The organism is Alsobacter ponti, assembly GCF_024294805.1.
Taxonomy (GTDB): Bacteria; Pseudomonadota; Alphaproteobacteria; order Rhizobiales; family Beijerinckiaceae; genus Alsobacter; species Alsobacter ponti.
Window position 1 is genome coordinate 1 of sequence record NZ_JANCLU010000012.1, and the last position, 19071, is coordinate 19071.

At 67.9% G+C, this 19071-nt stretch carries 11 protein-coding genes; 2 read left to right on the forward strand and 9 right to left on the reverse strand.

The genetic code is table 11. From position 1 onward, the window contains the following. On the reverse strand, positions 1-948 hold a 948-nt coding region (locus NK718_RS13035; protein ID WP_254742946.1), incomplete at its 3' end, for a hypothetical protein. Positions 949-1345: 397 nt separating this feature from the next. Continuing rightward, positions 1346-2509: a TIGR03032 family protein gene (locus tag NK718_RS13040; protein ID WP_254742949.1), complete on the reverse strand. Its 1164-nt coding sequence runs from the start codon at positions 2507-2509 to the stop codon at positions 1346-1348. A 219-nt stretch (positions 2510-2728) separates the two neighbouring features. Here NK718_RS13040 and NK718_RS13045 point away from each other — a divergent pair, with 219 nt between their 5' ends. After that, the gene (locus NK718_RS13045) at positions 2729-6793 is read left to right on the forward strand and encodes a beta strand repeat-containing protein (protein WP_254742952.1); all 4065 of its coding nucleotides are present in this window, start codon (positions 2729-2731) and stop codon (positions 6791-6793) included. Between the two features lie 406 nt (positions 6794-7199). Here the strand turns inward: NK718_RS13045 and NK718_RS13050 are convergent, their stop codons facing one another. The 7 genes from NK718_RS13050 to NK718_RS13080 form a co-directional block, all read right to left on the reverse strand. Further along, positions 7200-9380, reverse strand: a complete 2181-nt coding sequence (locus NK718_RS13050) for an alpha-amylase family protein (protein WP_254742955.1) — start codon at positions 9378-9380, stop codon at positions 7200-7202. A 26-nt stretch (positions 9381-9406) separates the two neighbouring features. Then, positions 9407-11980 (reverse strand): hypothetical protein, encoded by a 2574-nt coding sequence (locus NK718_RS13055; RefSeq protein ID WP_254742958.1) that lies wholly within the window; start codon positions 11978-11980, stop codon positions 9407-9409. A 142-nt stretch (positions 11981-12122) separates the two neighbouring features. Next, a complete protein-coding gene (locus NK718_RS13060; protein WP_254742961.1) occupies positions 12123-13148 on the reverse strand; it encodes an ABC transporter ATP-binding protein in 1026 nt (341 codons plus the stop codon). Beyond that, positions 13145-14140, reverse strand: a complete 996-nt coding sequence (locus tag NK718_RS13065; protein WP_254742964.1) for an ABC transporter ATP-binding protein — start codon at positions 14138-14140, stop codon at positions 13145-13147. Before NK718_RS13065 ends, NK718_RS13060 begins: the two co-directional genes overlap by 4 nt. Beyond that, positions 14137-15030 carry an ABC transporter permease gene (locus tag NK718_RS13070; RefSeq protein WP_254742967.1) on the reverse strand — a complete coding sequence of 298 codons (894 nt, stop codon included), beginning with the start codon at positions 15028-15030 and terminating at the stop codon, positions 14137-14139. The genes NK718_RS13065 and NK718_RS13070 overlap by 4 nt, the downstream gene beginning before the upstream one ends. Continuing rightward, a complete protein-coding gene (locus tag NK718_RS13075) occupies positions 15027-15965 on the reverse strand; it encodes an ABC transporter permease (protein WP_254742970.1) in 939 nt (312 codons plus the stop codon). Before NK718_RS13075 ends, NK718_RS13070 begins: the two co-directional genes overlap by 4 nt. A 33-nt stretch (positions 15966-15998) precedes the next feature. Then, a complete protein-coding gene (locus NK718_RS13080) occupies positions 15999-17603 on the reverse strand; it encodes an ABC transporter substrate-binding protein (RefSeq protein ID WP_254742972.1) in 1605 nt (534 codons plus the stop codon). A 322-nt stretch (positions 17604-17925) separates the two neighbouring features. Between NK718_RS13080 and NK718_RS13085 the strand changes: the two genes are divergently transcribed. Beyond that, complete coding sequence (locus tag NK718_RS13085) at positions 17926-19041, forward strand: LacI family DNA-binding transcriptional regulator (protein WP_254742974.1); 1116 nt, start codon at positions 17926-17928, stop codon at positions 19039-19041. Positions 19042-19071 lie beyond the last annotated feature (30 nt).

Sequence of the window (19071 nt, forward strand, 5' to 3'; positions counted from 1 at the left end):
CAGTCCGACCTCGCCGGGGTCGATCACGCCGTCACCGTCCGCGTCGACATACTTGGTGCCGGAAATGTCGAAGAGCGCGAAATTGGCGAAGTTGAGCCCGGTCTGGTTCGTTCCGTCGAGCGTGTAGCCGGCCTGGCCCAAAGTCTGCTGATAGCCGTCTGGTAAGTCCTCGAGCACGCTCTTGCCGACCGCGAGCTGACCGAGGCCGGTGATTGACCAGGTGCCGTCCGCGGCAGTCACCGTGGAGATGTCGCCGGTGTTGAGCGTGCCGCTGCCATCCATGTCGACGTAGACGGTGACGCCGCCCAGGCCGGAGTCGCCGGTGGTCTGGCCGTCGCCGTTGGCGTCCAGGAACTTGGTGCCCGAGATGTCGAACGTCGGCACCACGAGGGCGCGGAAGCCCTCCTTGCCGGCGCTGGCGCCGTCGAAGGTCGCGGCGACGGTCACGTAGTCTCCCTGGCCGTCGAACGCGCTGACCTTGATCAGGAAGAGGTAGTCGTCGTGTCCGCTGCCGGACTCGTGATCGAGGAGATTGAGATCCTCGGTAATGGAGACGATCTCGGTGAACCCCGAGAAATTCGGATATGTGCCGACATCACTGGAATCGGCGGGTTCCGTCGATTGATAGACCGTGAAATCTGTCAGCGTGAGTTTTGGATTGGTGCCGCCTTGGCCTTCGTTGATGTCCAAACGAATGGCATAGTACTGAACCCCGCCGTACTCGACGATTTCCAGCGAGCTGAGCTTCAGCGTCGTCGTCTGAGACGCCTGGACATTGAGGTAGTCGCTCGAAATGTCCGAGTTGAAGCCGGTCTCCGTCCCGTTGTTCTGCATCGACAAAAAGTCGCGGTACTGGCCGGACCCAGAGACCACACCGTCCTCGTAGAACACGAGAATGTCGCCAGAGGAGCCGGAATAGGAGCTGCCAGCTGATGTCAGATCGGCCATACCGGAACTCCACGCGAAATCGGACTCCACCCGACAGGCACGCCGGGCAGAGGAGGGACCGCATCGAGGCACAAGTTAACGGAAAGTTAATTTTTGTAGCAAGAGCTAAATCGAATCATGTCAAACGGCGACCTGCGCAGGTGACAAATCACACAGCTGCAGATGGATGAATGGCATTGTTGACCCGCAATTCGCCCTGACGTGCTGGCCACGAAATTTGCTTAACCGATGTGAATTCGCTCGCGATCCGATGCGGCTGCAAGGTTGACCACCGACGAGAAAGCTCTCGCGGGTTTCCAGGTTCGAAGAAGTCCCTGTTCAAGGTAGCCAGCACACGCAGCGGGTGCTCATTTCACCACGACTTGGGGTAGCTCCGCCGCCGTCCGGCGCCTGGCCGTCAGTGAACGGCCATGTCCCCGGACGGCATGGGAGCGCCGCCGTTCGGTCGCAGCGCCGAGGGCGGCATGCGTTCGGCAAGATCGTAGGTCCGGCAAATCTCGTCGGTCTGGAAGCCGAGCGCCATCGGCCAGTGGCATTGCTCGATGACGCCCACGTCGTAAAGTTCGAGGATCCCGCTCGAGAAGACGAACCAGTGCACGACGTCACCCGTTTCGGTGTCGATCACGAAAATCCCGCACAAAGGGCTGGTCTGCTTCTCGGTGATCCGGTCGTCGAGGGCGAGCCCCTCGAAGCGCTTTTCGCCGCGGGCGTTCGACGTGCCCACGACGGCATATCTGCCGTGAAACGCGAGCCCTCGCAGGTAGCCTGGGAGAAAGGCGACGGGCTCGAACGTGCCGCGCGCGGCGTCGATGTAGCCGAAATCGCCCGTCCCGGAATTGTGCAGCCACAGTCGCCCCTGGTGCCAGCGCGGGCTGTGCGGCATCGACAGGCCCCGGGCGACGATCTCGCCATGCTGCACGTCGATGACGACGCCACCGGTGCGGCGGTGGTCGCGCCAGCCATCCGCGACGTCCGTCTCGGAAATCGCCGTCACCCAGGCGGGCGCGCCATCCTTCATGGCGAGACCGTTGAGGTGGCAGCGGTCCTCCGCCGCAAGCCGTGAAATGAAGGGCGGCCGCCACAGCGGTGTGAAGCTGTGGGTGTCGCTGGTGGTGGCCAGGCAGCAAAACAGGGAGCTCACGAAGACGAGGCGACCCTCCTTGTCGAGGGCCATGTCGTGCACGTCGATATCGCCGGTGATCCAGGCGGTGCGCGGCACGTAGAAACGATCCGCCTCGCCGTGTTTCTGGTTCGCCTGGAGCGTATTGCGAAACCTCAGGATCTGGTAGAGCGTGCCCAGGCACAGCGTCTCGCGGTCGACATACATGCCGAGCGTGCGCGGGAAGGCGCGGCGAAACAGGCGCGGCCGACCCGATTTCCCGGCGCCGACGAACAGAAGCAGTCCCGTCTTATAGGACGTGAGCGCAAGACTGATGCCTTCGTCGGTCAGCCATCCATTGAAATGGCGCGAGCAGCTAAATGCGATCTTGGGGGCTGGCCTCAAGGGCGGCTGCCCAGCCTGAGCGTGCTCAATGCGCCCTTCCGGCATCGTCTCCGACATCGGGAATCCCCTGCAGATGAGCTCAGGCCACCGATCCGGTTGCGGCGGGATCGCGGGGCTTGCGCCTGAACTTATACGCTTAAAAACAATTCATCCACAATGCGTTAAGACGTCGATTATTATAAGTTAAGAATCGGTTGACGCCCGTTAATTGGCGGCCCAAAATCCCCTCAATCCCCCTCGGCACGTCGGCGCATCACTCCCATGCAGGAGATCGTTATGGCTGGTCCGAAGCTCTACAAAGGCTCCCCCAAGAACGACAACAAGATCGGGACCCCCGATGCCGACTCGATGTTCGGCTATGACGGGAACGACACGCTTTCGGGCCTTGGGGGCAACGACACGCTCTTCGGGGGAAACGGCTTCGACAGCCTGCTCGGCGGCGCGGGCAATGACTCGCTCCTGGGTGAAAACGGCCACGACACGCTCAATGGCGGCGACGGCGACGACACGCTGGTCGGCGGCAACGGCAAGGACCTGATGTATGGCGGGGCCGGCAACGACCTGATCAAGGAATTGTCCGATCCTTCAGCGGTCGACATCGCCGAGAACGCCAAGGACACGGTCTTCGGGGGATCGGGCAACGACACCATCTATGGCGGCAATGGCACCGACAGCCTGCAGGGCGACGACGGCAACGATTGCGTCTTCGGCGAGAACGGCAACGACACGCTGTCCGGCGGCGCCGGCAATGACACGCTTCTGGGTGGCAACGGCGACGACAAGCTGAACGCCGGGCTGGGGGCCGACAGTGTCAATGGTGGCAGCGGGTACGACATCCTGTCGTTCGACGATCCCAATGGCGTCACGGTCGTGCTCGACGCCCATGGGAACGCCACGATTTCCGGCGGCGATGGCAACGATACCATAGCAGGCATCGAGGGGCTGATCGGGGGCGCCGGCAACGACAGCTTCACCGGCAACGATCTGGGCAATGTTCTCGACGGCGGCGCGGGCGACGACACGTTGCTGGGACTGGGCGGCAACGACACGCTGAACGGCGGCCTTGGCAATGACAGCCTCGACGGCGGAACCGGCGCAGACCTGATCTATGGCGATGCGGCGACCCTCGACGGCAACGACACAATCCAGGGCGGCGACGGCAACGACACCATCTATGGCGGCGACGGCGCCAACGGCGTGCCTCCTGCCGATGCCGACCTCATCAGCGCCGGCGCGGGTGACGACCTCGTCTACGGCGAACAGGACAACGACACCGCCGCCGGCGATAGCGGCAACGACACGTTGTACGGACAGGCCGGCGCCGACGTCATCTCGGGCGACGAGAGCACGGCATCGACGACCGCCTACGGTCCGGATGGCAGCATCCTCGGCGGCAATGACTCGATCGACGGCGGCGACGACGGCGACGTGATCGCCGGCGACCAGTTCTCCGCCGTGACGGCGGGCGACCTGGCCAATGTCTATGGCGGCAACGACACCATCGAGGGTGGCGGCGGCGGCGATACGATCTACGGCGACGGCGAGAGCGCCGGCGCGCCGAACAATTACGGGTATTTCGGGGAGACGGTTGACGGCGGCGACGACGTCATCTCCGGCGGAGCCGGGTCCGATTTGATCTACGGCGACTGGAAGACGGTCGATCCGGGAACCGACATCGTCTCGGGCGGCGCCGATACCATCACGGGCGGCGACGGCGACGACACCATCTACGGGCAGGGCGGCGCGGACGTCATCTCCGGCGACGAGAGCACGGCATCGACGACGGCCTATGGTCCAGCCGGCAGCATCCTCGGCGGCAATGACTCGATCGACGGCGGCGACGACGGCGACGTGATCGCCGGCGACCAGTTCTCCGCCGTGACGGCGGGCGACCTGGCCAACGTCTATGGCGGCAACGACACCATCGAGGGTGGCGGGGGCGGCGACACGATCTACGGCGATGGCGAGAGCGCCGGCGCGCCGAACAATTACGGGTACTTCGGGGAGACCGTCGAGGGCGGCGACGACATCGTCTCCGGCGGAGCCGGGTCCGATTTGATCTACGGCGACTGGAAGACGGTGGATCCGGGCACCGACATCATCTCGGGCGGCGCCGATACGCTCGCCGGTGGCGATGGCGACGACACGATCTACGGGCAGGGTGGGGCGGACTCGGTTGCCGGTGACGCGCTGAGCGCGTCGACGTCCGGCTATTACGAAGACATCATCGGCGGCAATGACTCGATCGACGGCGGTGACGACGGCGACGCGATCGCCGGCGACCAGTTCACCGCGGTCACGAACGGCGACGGCGCCGACATCCTCGGCGGCAATGACACGATCACCGGCGGCGGCGGCGGCGACACGATCTATGGCGAAGGCCAGACCGCCCAGGCGACGGACCAATACGGCTTCAATGTCGAATCCGCGATCGGCGGCAACGACAATGTCGACGGCGGCGATGGCGACGATCGCATCGTAGGCGACTGGGCGGATGTCCAGGTTCCCACGAACTACGCCGTCGGCGGCAACGACACGCTCTCGGGCGGGGCCGGAGGCGACACGATCCTCGGCGACGGAGACACGGTGGGCGCCTACTCTGCGACCGGCGGCGATGACTCTATCGATGGCGGCTCGGGCGACGATGTGGTCTATGCCGACTGGCAGAACGCTGCGTCGTCCGGCGGAAATGACACGGTAGTAGGCGGCGACGGCAACGACACCCTCTATGGACAGGAGGGCAACGACTCGCTTGTCGGCGATGTGTGGAGCGCATCGACAACGTATTACAGCGCCGACATCTTCAGTGGGTCGGATTCGCTGGTCGGTGGCCAGGGTGATGACTTCATCGTGGGCGATCAGTATTCGGTGTCCACGTCTGGCGGTCTTGCGGACATCTATAGTGCGTCAGACAATCTCAGCGGCGGCGCGGGTGCGGACACGCTGATCGGCGACGCGTGGAACGCAACGACCTCGTCCTATAACGCCGGCATCTATGGAGGCGCCGATGCCATCGCGGGCGGCGATGACGGCGACGTCATCATCGGTGATGGCGTCTATGCGACCACCGTGGGATCGCCCATTGTCGGCGGCGCTGACAACCTTGCGGGCGATGGCGGGAACGACACGATCTTCGGCGACTTCTTCTATGCGTCCGCCGGGGGAGCGTATGCCCTTTGGAACGGCAACGATTCCATCGACGGCGGCGCGGGCGACGATCTCGTCTACGGCGACAGCTACATCACGTTGGGAACCGAGTACGGCGGATTCGATACGATCGCCGGTGGCGATGGCAACGACACGCTGTATGGCCAGGGTGGCGCCGACTCGATGGCCGGCGACGCGCTGAGCGCGTCGACGTCGGGCTATTACGACGACATCGTCGGCGGCAACGATGTGATCGACGGTGGCGACGAAGGCGACACGATCGCCGGCGACCAGTTCACCGCGGTGACGAACGGCGACGGAGCCGACATCTTCGGCGGCAATGACACGATCAGCGGCGGCGCCGGCGGGGATACGCTCTACGGCGAAGGCCAGACCGCGCAGGCGACGGATCAATCCGGCTTCAATGTCGAATACGCCATTGGCGGAAACGACCAGGTTGACGGCGGCGACGGCGACGATCTGATTGTGGGCGACTGGGCGGATGTCCAGACTCCCACGAACTACGCGATCGGCGGCAACGACACGCTCTTGGGAGGGGCCGGCGGCGACACGATCCTCGGCGACGGCGATATCGTAAGCGCGTACGCGGCCACGGGCGGCGCCGATTCCATCAACGGGGGATCGGGCGACGATTTGATCTACGGCGACTGGCAGAACGCCTTGTCGTCGGGCGGCAACGACACGATCATCGGCGGTGCCGGAGCGGACACCATCGACGGTGGCAGCGGGGCCGACATCGTCAACTTCGCCGACACGCTGGTTTCTGGAACTGCGGGCGATGCCGCGGCAGACGGCGGTGTCGACGCGAGCGTCGGCGTCACGGGATCGACCAATGTCGACCAGGTCACCTTCGTGACGGCGGACGACACGTTCTATATCGACGAGACGGTCTTCGGGGCGATGGGCAATGGTGGATCCGGCGCCGGAGCCACGCTGAACGCGGCGCAGTTCCAGTCCGTGGCGGGAACAGGCGTCACGCTGGGCGGCCTGGACGTCACCGGAAACGGCGCGTTCGTCTACGACACGTCCGGCAACGATCTCTATTTCGTCGAGAGCGGCGCGGACAACACGCAGAACCTCGCAGCGCTCGTGAGCGCAGGAACGGCGCTGAAGATCGCCGACGTCAACCTGACGGGAACATTGACGGCGAACGATTTCTTCATCGTCGCCTAGATGCTGCGCTGGCCAACGATATCGGGCGGGCGACCCTTGGTCGCCCGCTCGTTTTTGGACCGTTTGGAGGCAGGTCAAAAGGCATCAGGAGCATCACGCAGACATCGTCGACGGGCGTCGTTCGGGACAAGACGAAATCGGCCACCGTCAGAGCCGCGTGGGTGTCGACCGCCATACGCGGGTCGGATCCGCCGGGATATCCACCCGCGATGTCGTACGTCGACGCGTCGACAACGGCGGAGGAGAGGGCAGGGGCATCGTTGTTGCCCATCACCGTGAAGACGACGTCGACCGAGGTTGTCAAAGAACCGCCTGCCTCATCCGGGCGATCGACCCTCGCCCACCGACGTCGCGGCCGTACGGTCGCGACGGGCGAAGTGGAGATGCGGCGGCTCCTGCGCCGGCGCTACTCAAGCACGACGACCTCGTGGTCGAGCACCGAGTCGATCGTGAACACGGTGCGGCCGGCTTCGATGCGGGAGGGGGCGGTCGTCCCAGCCACCAGCAGCCTGGCGCCGCCTCGCTTCTCGCCCGGAACGGTCACCGTGAGCGGGCCGATGGGAACCAGGCGATCCTGCCGCCCGGGCACGCGCGAGGTCAGCAGGCGGTTGTTGAGGTGGAGCACGGTGCGCGCGCCCTGCTCGAAGAGGCTGGGGCTGATCACGCCCAGGCCGCCCTCGACCGTCACCGCCGCGTTGCCGCCCAGGGCCCAGCGCACCGCGTTGGCGATGATCAGCGCGTGCTCGGCGTTGTCGTCGCGCGCGAAGCAGCGGTCGAGATCGGCCGCGATCCAGACGAGCTTGGCGCCCGAGTCCGCCGTGCGCGCCGCGACGGCGGGCAGCGTGCTGCGCGGCTGGCGCATCCAGGAGGTCTCCGGCGGGTAGATCGGGAAGTCGGGGATGTAGGTGGCCAGCACCTGCGTTCCCGCATCCGTCGTGACGACCGGGAGATAGCCGCCGAAGGGGATCGTGTCGCACTGCTCCAGCCCCGCCAGCACGGGGTGGCGCGTCTCGCTCGTCGCCGCCGCCGTCCTGTCGGTGGGGCCGTCGACGCCGGCCCGCAGTTCCGGCGACAGGCGCAGATAGGTGTGCCGGCTGCTGACCTCGATATTGGTGTCGATCGGCTCCGTGCCGCCGCGGCTGCCCTCGCCGCGATGCACGCCGAAGAGGCCGGCGAGCGCGTAGTCGGCGCGCGGCTCGCCGAACTCGCCGGCGGTTCCCGTGTCGCCCGTCGCGATCACCGCGCCGCCGGCGGCGGCGAACGCCTCGACGGCGCGGGCCTGCGCGTCCGACATCGCGCCCAGATTGGGCAGGATCAGCGCCTTCACCCGGCCCGTCGCGCCCGCGATGTCGTCGGCGTGGATCGGCAGATAGGTGAGCGCGTGCCGGTCGAGCGCCTTCATCACCCCCCGATAGGGGCCCATGGTGCGCTCGGCCGCCTTGCCCTGGCCGTGGAAGTCGTGGTTGCGCTGCGACCAGACGATGCCGACATCGGCGACGGGCTTGCGGTCCACGAGAACCTGTTCGTTCGCCTCGTGCCAGCGGAAGATCGGCTCGGCCGTCTGGTATTGCCGCCGATCCTCGTGCATCGCGCCAATATGGTGCCACCAGGGCTGGATGCCGCCCGCGAACCCGGAGGACGACCACAGGCGGACCTCCGCCGGCGGCATGCTGGCGAGGCGGAAGGCCGGCGCGCCGAGCTGGTATTGCGGCGTGCTCTCGGGGATCAGCTTGTCCCAGCCGCCGACCTCGTGCAGGCGCTTGCCGGCCTCGGTGTTATCGGCGAAGCCGTCGATGGCGTTGCGGCGCTGGTGATCGAGCATGACGATCTTGGCGCGCGGCAGGATCTCCTTCAGGTCGATGAAGCGGTTGTTGTTGTTCAGCACGTCGCCACTGATCATGCCGCTCCAGATGCAGTCCTTGCCGCCGGCCTTCGTGGTGATCTCGTTGTTGAAATCCCACAGCTCGGTGCGCCGGGTGAAGTTCCAGCGGATCCACTGGCGGTAGTTCTCCTGCGACCAGTCGTGCGCGCGCGGCAGGTCGAGCCGCGCGTAGTCGAAGAAGCGCTCGCGGCAATTGCGGCAGTGGCAGATGCGTTCGCGCGGCATGCCCGGCCAGCTATTGTCGGAGAAGCCGTCGGGCTTCGAGCGCTCGATGATCTCCTCCATCACGCGCGGCAGGTACTCGCTGTAATAGGGGGAGTTGATGCAGGTGACGTACTTGTCGGCCTGGCGGTAGGGGCGGCCTTCGACGTCGACGCAGATCCAGTCCGGATGGGCGCGGTAGAAATCGTCCGCGACGCGGTTGGAATCCATGCGGGCGATGATCTTCAGCCCCTCGTCGCGGGCCGAGCGCACCACCTGGCCGTAAAGGTCGCCGTCGCCCAGCGCGACCGCGCGGTGGTGAAGCGGGAACTTCGACGGGTAGTAGGCGACGATGCCGCCCGCGTTGATGATCGCCCCCTGCACGCGGGTGCGCCGCCAGTGGTTGCGCCACCAGGGGTCGTCGTAGCGCGACGGGTCGATCTCGGTGAGGTTGGTCTGCGCCCAGCGCAACGTGGTCTTGTACCAGGGCTGTCGTTCGGTCATGGCGATCCTCGTTGGCGCGCGGTGGGTCAGGCCTGCAGGGCGACGCGGTAGGGCTGGTTGGAGAGGTCGGCGGCGAGGCCGGGCGAAATGCTCGTCCCTTCGGGGCCCGTCGCGGCGACGTAGAACTGGAGGTGCCAGGGCGAGCGCGTGTAGTCGGCGTCGATCTCCGCCGCCCAGGCGTCGCCGTCGCGCCGCATCGGCAGGCTCTTCCAGCGCTCCGCCTGGTTGACGTGGCGGTAGTGCAAGGTCGCGCCCGTGCCCCCGCCGACGGCGCGGACGGAGAAGGCGGTCCCGGCCTCGAAGCTGTCGGCGGCCTCGATCCGCAGCGTTCCGCCCGCGGTCGGGCGACGCGCCTCGATGGCGGCGATGGCGGCGCGCGTGCCGGCGTCGGGCTGCACCGTCTCGTGCGGCGCGTCGTTGCGCAGCGCCTGGATGTCGACGAGCTCGATCTCGATCTCCTGCAGCCGCTTCTGCCAGGAGCCGCGTAGCCAGGTCTGGTTCCCGAAGGTGAGATCGTCGTGGTAGACGTCGCGCGCGATATCGGCCGCGCTCGCCCAGGCGAGATGCGCGCGCTTGAGCTGCGCCTCGGCCCGGTCGAGCAGCGCCGACGCCTTCGAGATCAGGAACAGCTCCACCCACACCGAGGCGCGGAACTTGCCGGCGAAGAAGCGGGCCATGCCCGACAAGATGCCGACATCGATGGCGACGCGCTGAACGTCGGGCGTGGCGAACGCGTCGCTGCGGCGGATGGCGATCAGCGCCTCGTCGCAGCCGTCGGCCAGGGCCTGCAGCCAGTCGGCGACGTCGAGCGGCGTGTAGCGGCCCTCCGGGCGCCCGGCGTGCAGAGCCTCGGCGTATTCGCGCGGGGTGGCGAAGAGCTGGGGATCGAAAGTCGGCGCGTTGCCGAAGCGCACCGGGCCTTCCATGTCCGCGCCATAGGGGCGCCTCGTGCCGACCGGCGAGACCGGCAGGTTCGAATAGACCTCTGGCCAGTAATGATTGTTCGACGCCGAGGGGCCGTGCGCCAGGCTCACCAGCGGCAGCACGCGGCTGGCCAGCGACAGCGCGCGCTCGCACGCCTCGGCCGCGTCGCCGCAGGCCGCGCGCAGGTGGCGCATCCAGCTGTCGCGCGGCGCATCCGGACAATAGAGCAGCCGGCCCCAGACGCGGAACTGGTAGGCGTGCTTCTGCCAGTCCCATTTCGGCGCGAGGCCCATCTGCTGGTAGTGGAAGCGCTGGCCGGGAATGCCCGTGCCCATGCGGCCCTTCCAGGAATTGGGCTCCAGCAGCTCGACGCCCTCCGCGCCGCAGAAGATGGAGTAGCGGCCATAGCCCGCCGCCATGGCCGGGTCGCCCCACATCAGCACGCGCTGCGTGCCCTGCCAGATGCGGAACACGACCTTCCAGTCCTTCTCCTTCGGCAGCAGGTCGCCGTAGCTGTAGCGCAGGAACTTGCGCGAGCCCTCGCTGAGCTGCTCGCGCTGGCTGCGCGCCACCGGCGGCGGGTACTCCTTCTCGCGAATGGCGGACTGGTGGTAGGGCAGCCCCATGTGCTCGGCCATGTATTTCGGCGAGGCGGCGAAGGGCATGCCGGAGGCGCGGGCGATGGCGATGGTCTCGAGGTCGAGCCCTTTGCCGTGCATGTCGATCTCGACCGGCCGCCCCGCCGCGGCGACGCCGGCGAAGGCCTGCTCCCAGAAGGCGTAGTCGCCTTCGGCGATGCCGCCCTCCACATGGACGCGGAAGGTGAGCCCCTTGATCTGCGGCACTTCCAGCAGAAGCCGCGTCAGCGCGTCGCGGCAATAGGGCGCGAGGTTGTCGTCGGTGATGCCGCGCACCGTGTGCCACGCCTTGGGCACGTCGTCGAAATCGTAGCGCTGCGTCCACAGCGCGAGGTGGAAGTCGATGCCGCGCCGCGCCGTCTCGCGGGCAATGAACTTCAGCGTCTCGAGGTTGGCGTCCCGCTCCTCGGGGCTCAGCTCCTTCACGTCGACGCCGGAACCCGGCATCTCGAGCAGGAACGGGTAGGGGAAGTAGAAGTAGACGTCGGTGATGTAGTTGTTGTGATAGGGATAGTTGTAGCCCATGCCGAGCGTCAGGTTGAACCGGTTGAAGCGGTTCGTGGCCAGCATGGACAGATATTCGTGCCAGAACTGGCGGTCGTGGAACCAGCCCTTGTCCTCGGCTTCCGAGCAGAACAGGCGGGCGATGCTGCGCACGCGGGCGGAGGGCTGCTCGACGAGCGGCAGGTCGGGGCCGAACAGCGGGTCCGCGCCGTGGCTCACGCGGTCGGCGAGCTCGGTGAGGGCGTAGACCAGCCCGCGCTCGTCCGCGCCCCAGGCCAAGACGCCTTGCCCCGCCGGCAGAAGCGCCATGGCCTCCGCCGCGTCGGGGAGGGCGACGCCGGCAGCCGAGGCGGCGGCGCGCGCCGGCGCGTCCGAGCCCAGCGCCAGCGTCACCACCGTGGCCGCGTTCGGGGCCGAGGCGATGTCGCGGGCGGCCAGCGCGCGGCGCAGGTGCTCGGCGGCCCAGGCGACCGGCGAGCTCTCGGGAAAGCGTGCGGCTGGCGCGTCGATGTGGACGGCGGCGGGAAGGGTCATGGCGTGGCTCCGGGCTCGGATCGCGGAAAGGGAGTGAGGCGTGGCGCGCGCCCGCGCGGCCCGGTCGCGCGACGCCCGGCGCGGACGGTAGCGCTACCATCGGCGGCCGCATTCAGGCGCGAGGCGAGGGCGGCCATGCGGGTCACGCGGCGGCTTGCGGGGCGCGGCCGCCCGGCGCGGGGATCGGGTTCGGCGCGGCGAAGTGGCAGGCGGCGCGCTGGCCCGGCGCGACCTCGCGCAACGCGGGCCGCTCCTGCGCGCACACGGGCTGCGCCAGCGGGCAGCGCGTGCGGAAGCCGCAGCCGGAGGGAATGGCGGTCGGGCTCGGCACGTCGCCTTGCAGGATGATGCGCCGGCTGGCGCGCGCCGGCCCGGGCTCGGGCGCGGCGGAGAGCAAGGCCTGCGAATAAGGGTGCTGGGGAGCGGTGAAGATCTGCTCCTTCGGCCCTTCCTCGACGATGCGGCCGAGATACATCACCGCCACGCGATGGGCGATGTGGCGCACGACGCGCAGGTCGTGCGAGATGAACAGGTAGGACAGTCCCTGCTCTTCCTGCAGATCCTGCAGCAGGTTGACGATCTGCGCCTGCACGGAGACGTCGAGCGCCGAGACGGGCTCGTCGGCAACGATAAAAGCGGGTCCCACGCCGAGCGCCCGCGCGATGCCGATGCGCTGGCGCTGGCCGCCCGAGAACTCGCGCGGGTAGCGGTTCATGGAGTCGGGAGACAGTCCCACGCGCTCGAGCAGCCCGGCGACGCGCTCGCGCCGTTCGGCCGCGTTTCGGACCATGCCGTGGGCCTCCAGCGGCTCGGCGACGATGTCGACCACGGTGCGGCGCGGGCTGAGCGACCCGTAGGGGTCCTGGAAGATGATCTGGAGATGCTTGCGGATGGCGTGCATGTCGCGCGCGCCGGCGCTGGCGATGTCGCGGCCCCGGAACAGCACGCGGCCCGACGTCGGCTCGATCAGGCGCAGCAGCAGCCGGCCGGTGGTCGATTTTCCGCAGCCGGACTCGCCGACGAGGGCCAGCGTTTCGCCGGGCGCGACGGCGAAGTTGACGTCGTCCACCGCCCGCACGCCGGCCCGCGACGGGCCGAACAGGCCGACGCGGCGGCGCGACCCGAACAGCTTGGTCAGGCCCTCGACCCGCAGCAGCGCCTCGCTCATGACACGGCCTCCCGCGCCGCGGCGTAGCAGGCCGCCGCCTGTCCGCGGCCGAGGTCGAACAAGGGCGGCTTGGCGAGCAGGCATTCCGGCATGCGACGCGGGCAGCGGTCGTAGAAGTCGCAGCCCGGCCCGCGATCCTGCGGCGAGGGCACGGTGCCGGGGATCTGGTAGAGCCGCCGGCCGCTGTTCGAGCCGCTCGGGATCGAGCGCAGCAGCCCCTCGGTGTAGGGGTGCGCGGGGCGTTCGAAGATGTCGGCGATGTTGGCCGTCTCCACCACGCGCCCGCAATACATGACGATAACGCGGTCGGCGATGTCGGAGATGACGCCGAGATCGTGCGAGATCAGCACGATGGCGGTGTGAAGCTGCTCGCGAAGCCGCTTCATCAGGTCGAGCACCTGGGCCTGGATGGTCACGTCGAGCGCGGTCGTCGGCTCGTCGGCGATCAGCACTTTCGGGTTGCAGGCGAGCGCCATGGCGATCATCACACGCTGGCGCATGCCGCCGGAGAACTCGTGGGGATAGGCGTCGAGGCGATCCTCCGGACTCGGGATTCCCACCAGGCCGAGCATCTCGATGACGCGCTCGCGCCGCCGCGCGGGGCTCATCGGGTCGTGCAGCAGCAGCGTCTCGCCGATCTGCGCGCCGATGGTCATCACCGGATTCAGCGAGCTCATCGGCTCCTGGAACACCATGGCGATCTCGCGGCCGCGGATGTCGCGCATGGCGTCGACGGGGAGGGAGAGCAGGTCGCGCCCCTCCAACTCGACGCGGCCGCCGGCGATTCGGCCCGGCGGCTCGGGGATCAGGCGCATCATCGCGAGCGACGTCATGCTCTTGCCCGAGCCGGATTCGCCGACGATGCCGATGCACTCGCCCCGGGCGAGGTCGAAGCCGACGCCGTCGACGACGCGCAGCGGCGCGTCGGGCGGGCCAAACTCGATGGCGAGGTCGCGCACGCGCAGCAGCGGGACGGCGTCGGGAGCGCTCATGCGCGTGTCTCTGGGTCCAGCACGTCGCGCACGGCGTCGCCGATCATGTTGAAGGCCAGCACGGTGATGGTGATCGACACGCCGGCGCTGATGATCGGCCAGGCGGACCCGTACATGTTGCTGAGGCCGTCGCGGATGATGTTGCCCCAGCTCGCCTGTGGCGGCTGCGTGCCCATTCCGAGGAAGCTCAGTGTCGCCTCGAGCCGGATCGCGGTGGCGATCCACAAGGTCAGCACCACGACCACCGGCCCGGCGATGTTGGGCAGGATGTGGCGCAGGATGATGCGCGGGTGGCCGACGCCCGCCGCCACCGCCGCCTCGACGAAGGGCTCGTTGCGCAGCGACAGCGTCGAGGCGCGGGCGATGCGGGCGAAGCGCGGCGCGAAGGCGATGGTGAGCACCGCGACCATGGACCAAAACCCGGAGCTCAGCGCGGCGGCCACCAGGATGCCGAGCAGAAGGGCGGGGAAGGCGAGCAGGAGGTCGATCACCCGGCCGAGAACCCGGTCCGGCCAGCCGCCGAAATAGCCGCCGACCAGTCCCAATGCCGTGCCGATGGTGGCGGCGATCGCCGGCGAAAGGAGGCCCAGCACCAGCGAGGTGCGCGCGCCGTAGATAATGCGCGAGAGCACGTCGCGGCCGAACTGGTCGGTGCCGAGCCAATGCTCCGCCGTGGGCTCCTGGTTCACCGCGAGCAGGCTCTGCTCGACCGGATCGTAGGGCGCGATGACGTTCGCGAACGCGGCGATCAGCACGATGGCGACCAGCACGACGAAGAAGAAAAGCGTGAGCGGCTCGTGGACGATGTTGCGCCAGAGCTGCGCGATGACGCCGTCGGGCGGTGCGCGGCGGGCGGCGGGCGCGCTCGGGGAGGGAGCGACCGCGCTCATGCGACGTCTCCGACGCGCGGGTCGACCAGCGTGTAGATGATGTCCATCGCCAGGTTCACCAGCACGACGAAGAGCGAAAACACCACGATGCCGGCCTGGATCACCGGGTAGTCGCGCGTCTCGATGGCGCCGACCAGCATGCTGCCGAGGCCCGGCCGGCCGAAGATCAGTTCGATCGCCACCGAGCCGGATAGCGTCGAGAGGATGCTGAGCCCGAGCCCGGTGATCACCGGCAGCAGCGCGTTGCGCAGCGCGTGGAGATAGATGACGCGCCGCTCGCTCGCGCCCTTGGCGCGGGCGGTGCGGACATAGTCCTTGCGCGCCACTTCCAGCAGCGAGGAGCGCGTCAGGCGGCTGACGAAGGCGGCCTTGATGAGCCCCAGCGCCAGGGCCGGCAGGGCCAGATGCCACATTCGGTCGGCGAACCCGTCTCCGCCCCCGTTGATCGGGAACCATCCGAAATTGAGCGCGAAGACGATGAGCAGCACCGCGCCGAGGAAGAAGTCGGGCACCGCGTAGCCGATGAGCGAGAAGACGCGGGACCCGGAGTCGATCGCCTTGCCGCGGTTGACGGCCGAGGCGACGCCGACCGGAATGGCGATCACCGTGCCGATGATGGTGGCGGCGATGGTCAGCTCGACCGTGTAGGGCAGGTTCAGGCGGACGAGCTGGCTGACCGAGAAGTTATTGGCGAATGAGTTGCCGAAGTTGAAGGTCGCCGAGTTGACGATGAAGCTCAGATATTGCTGCCACATCGGCAGGTCGAGCCCGATCTTGCGGCGGAACTCGGCGAGCTGCGCCTGCGTGGCGTGCTCGCCGAGGACCGCCAGGGCCGGGTCGCCCGGCAGGATGCGCATCGCCACGAAGACGAGCGTCAGCACCAGCAGCAACGTCGGAATGGCGTCGACGAGGCGCCTGGCGATGGTGCGTCCCATGAGGCGGCTTTCGTTGCGCGGCGAGGCGACGCCTCAGGAGATCGTCGCCTTGCTCAGCGGCCAGAAGGCGTAGCCTGACTTCACCTCGTAGCCGAGCTTCACCTTGGGATCGCGCACGATGAGGTAGCCGTTGGTGCTGATCGGGATCAGCGGCACGTCCTCCAGCACCTTGCGCTCGGCCTTCTGGATGATGGCGATGCGCTTTTCGAAATCGGGCTCGTCGCCGGCCTGGTCGAGCAGCTCGTCGATGCCCGGGATCAGCACGCCGTAATGGGAGTAGTTGGTGCCGCCGCTCCCGTCGGGCTTCACCTCGGAGGACTTCGCCAGGTTGTCGCCGAGCGGCAGGGCCGGCACGGGCGGATAGGCGGACGAGTTCTGCGGGATGGTGTTCATGTCCTTCCGGTTGTTGGCGTGGAAGGTGGTGTGGTCGATCACCTGCAGGTTGATGTTGACGCCGACCTTGCGCATCAGCTCCTGCACGATGAGCATCACGGACTTGTAGTCCTCGCGCTGGCTCGTATAGGCGTCCATGCTGAAGCCGTTGGGGAAGCCGGCCTCGGCCAGAAGCGCCTTCGCCTTGGCGGGATCGAACGGGTAGCGCAGTTCCGGCGGCAGGCTGTCCGCCGTCAGGCCACCGGGGAAGCTCGGCGCGTTCAGGCCCCAGGTGCGGCGGCTGATCGGCGCCATGGCCTTGGCGATGGCGTCGCGGTCGATCGCGTAGGCGAAAGCGCGGCGCACCCGCACGTCGTCCAGCGGCTTGCGCGACATGTTGAAATGCATCGTGAACAGGCTGCCCGGCGCCGCGACGTCGAACTGCATGTTCGGGTTCTTCTGCTGGATCGATTGGGTCCAGCCGGGCGCGCGAACGCCCTCGATCATGTGGACCGTGCCCGACAGCAGCGCCAGCGTGCGGGCGGTGGTGTCGAGGATGTACATGACATGCAGGTTCTTGGTCGGCGGCGCGCCTCCGAACCATTTCGGGTTCGCCGTCATCATGATCCCCTTCGAGGGATCGGGATCGAGGCTGACGAATTCGTAGGCGCCGGTGCCGATCGGGTCGCGTCCGATGTTCTCGCCTTTCTCCAGCGTCGCCTTCTTCGACATGATGACGCAGGAATAATCCTGGATCGTGCCGCCGATGAAGAGCGGGTCGGGCTGGCGCAGCGTCACGACGACGGTGTATTTCCCGTTCGCCTTCACCTCCGCGATGTTCTCGTAGAGCGAGCGGTTGCCGCCGCCCTGCTTGGGGTCGCGGGCGCGGTCGATGCTGAACACGACGTCCTCGGACGTCATCTCGCCGTAGCCCTTGTGGAATTGCACGCCCTCGCGCAGCTGGAAGGTCCAGGTGCGCGCGTCGGGCGACATCTCCCAGCTCTTCGCCAACTGCGGCACGAACTCGCTCGGCTTCTCGGCAAAGCGGCCCGGAGGAGAGGTGACCAGCACGTCGTGAATATGGGTGATCGACCAGTTGTCGGCGCCCTGGATCGAGGCCGCGGGATCGAGCGTGCGGTTGCCGCGCGCCGCGAAGGCGATGCGGATCGTATCGCCGCCCGCCTGGGCGCTCGCGCCCGACGCGTAGCCCGCCGCGGCCACGGCCGTCGCAGTTCCGGCCACAAAGCTTCGCCTGGTGATCGCCACGCCGCCCTCCCTTGTTCGTTCGTCCCGGGCTCGACGTCCCGGACGCCGGCGGGCTTGGCCGCCGATTTGTCCGCATCCGCTGCATACGGATGCAATTTCGGCACGGTAGCGCTACCATGATTGGCGAGTCAAGGAGGCTCGGGGTCGTCCCACGTTCGCGAAAGGCGGGCTGGTGGCGGGTGTTGCACAACATGCGGCGTCTGTGATTTGAGACGTCTCCGGGCAAGGGGAGGGCGCCATTCGCAAACGACGGAACGACGGCGGCAAGGCGGGCGGAAAGGCGGGAGGAAAGGCCGGCCTCAAGTCCGGGCAGAAGCCCGGATTGGCCTCAGCCGCGCCCGCGGGCTCGCGGCGCCGCGGCCTCGGGAGACCCACCATCGCTGACGTGGCGGCGCTGGCCGGTGTCGGGGCGATCACGGTGTCGCGCGCGCTGCGCAGCCCCGAGCTGGTGTCCGAGACGCTGCGCCGCCAGATCGATAAGGCCGTGCGCGACCTCGCCTACGTGCCAGACCTCAACGCACGGGCGCTCGCCTCCAAGCGCACCGACGTGCTGGGCGTGCTCGTCCCCTCGCTCTCCCACACGGTGTTCACCGACGTGCTGCGCGGCGTCTACGATGGCGTCGACGGCACCAAGTTGCAGGTCCAGGTCGGCAACACGCGCTACGACCCGCACGAGGAGGAGCGGCTTGTCGCCAGCTTCCTGCGGCACAAGCCGGCGGCGATGATCGTGTCCGGCGTCGACCAGACGCCAGCCGCCCGCGCCATGCTGGAGAACGCCGGCTGCCCGGTGGTGCAGATCATGGACGTCACCGACGACCCCATCCAGCTTTGCATCGGCTTTCGTCATGACGAGGCCGGGCGACTGATGACCGAGCACCTGATCGCCCAGGGCTATCGCCGCATCGCCTTCATCAGCGGTTGGATGAGCATCAGGTCGACGGGCCGGCTGCGCGGCTATCGGAAGGCGCTGGCGGACGCCGGCCTGACGGAGCCCTGCCTCACCCACTCCCTCTCGCGCGAGGAGCTTACGAGACTGGCCGCGATGAGCGAGCCGGGCGTGCCGCCCTTCCTCGAGTTCTCCCGGCCCAGCCTGGGGCGGGAGATGTTCCGCCGGGCGCTCGCCAGCGCGCCGGACCTCGACGCCGTGTTCTGCAACAATGACAGCCTCGCGCTGGGTGTGCTGTTCGAGTGCCTTGCCCAGGGCATCGACGTCCCCCGGGACATGGGCGTCGCCGGCTTCAACGACCTCGACTTCACCGACGCCTGCTCGCCCTCGCTCTCGTCGGTGCGCACGCACCGCTACCGCAACGGCTATGCCGCCGTGACGGCGGTGCGCCAGCTGATGGACGGCAGCTACGAGGGGCCGAACGTGGTCGACCTCGGCGTCGAGATCGCCGCCCGACGCAGCACGCAGCGTTGCGTGGGGGACGTTGCGTAGGGCGGCCGCCGTCCGCGCCGCGTTCGTGAC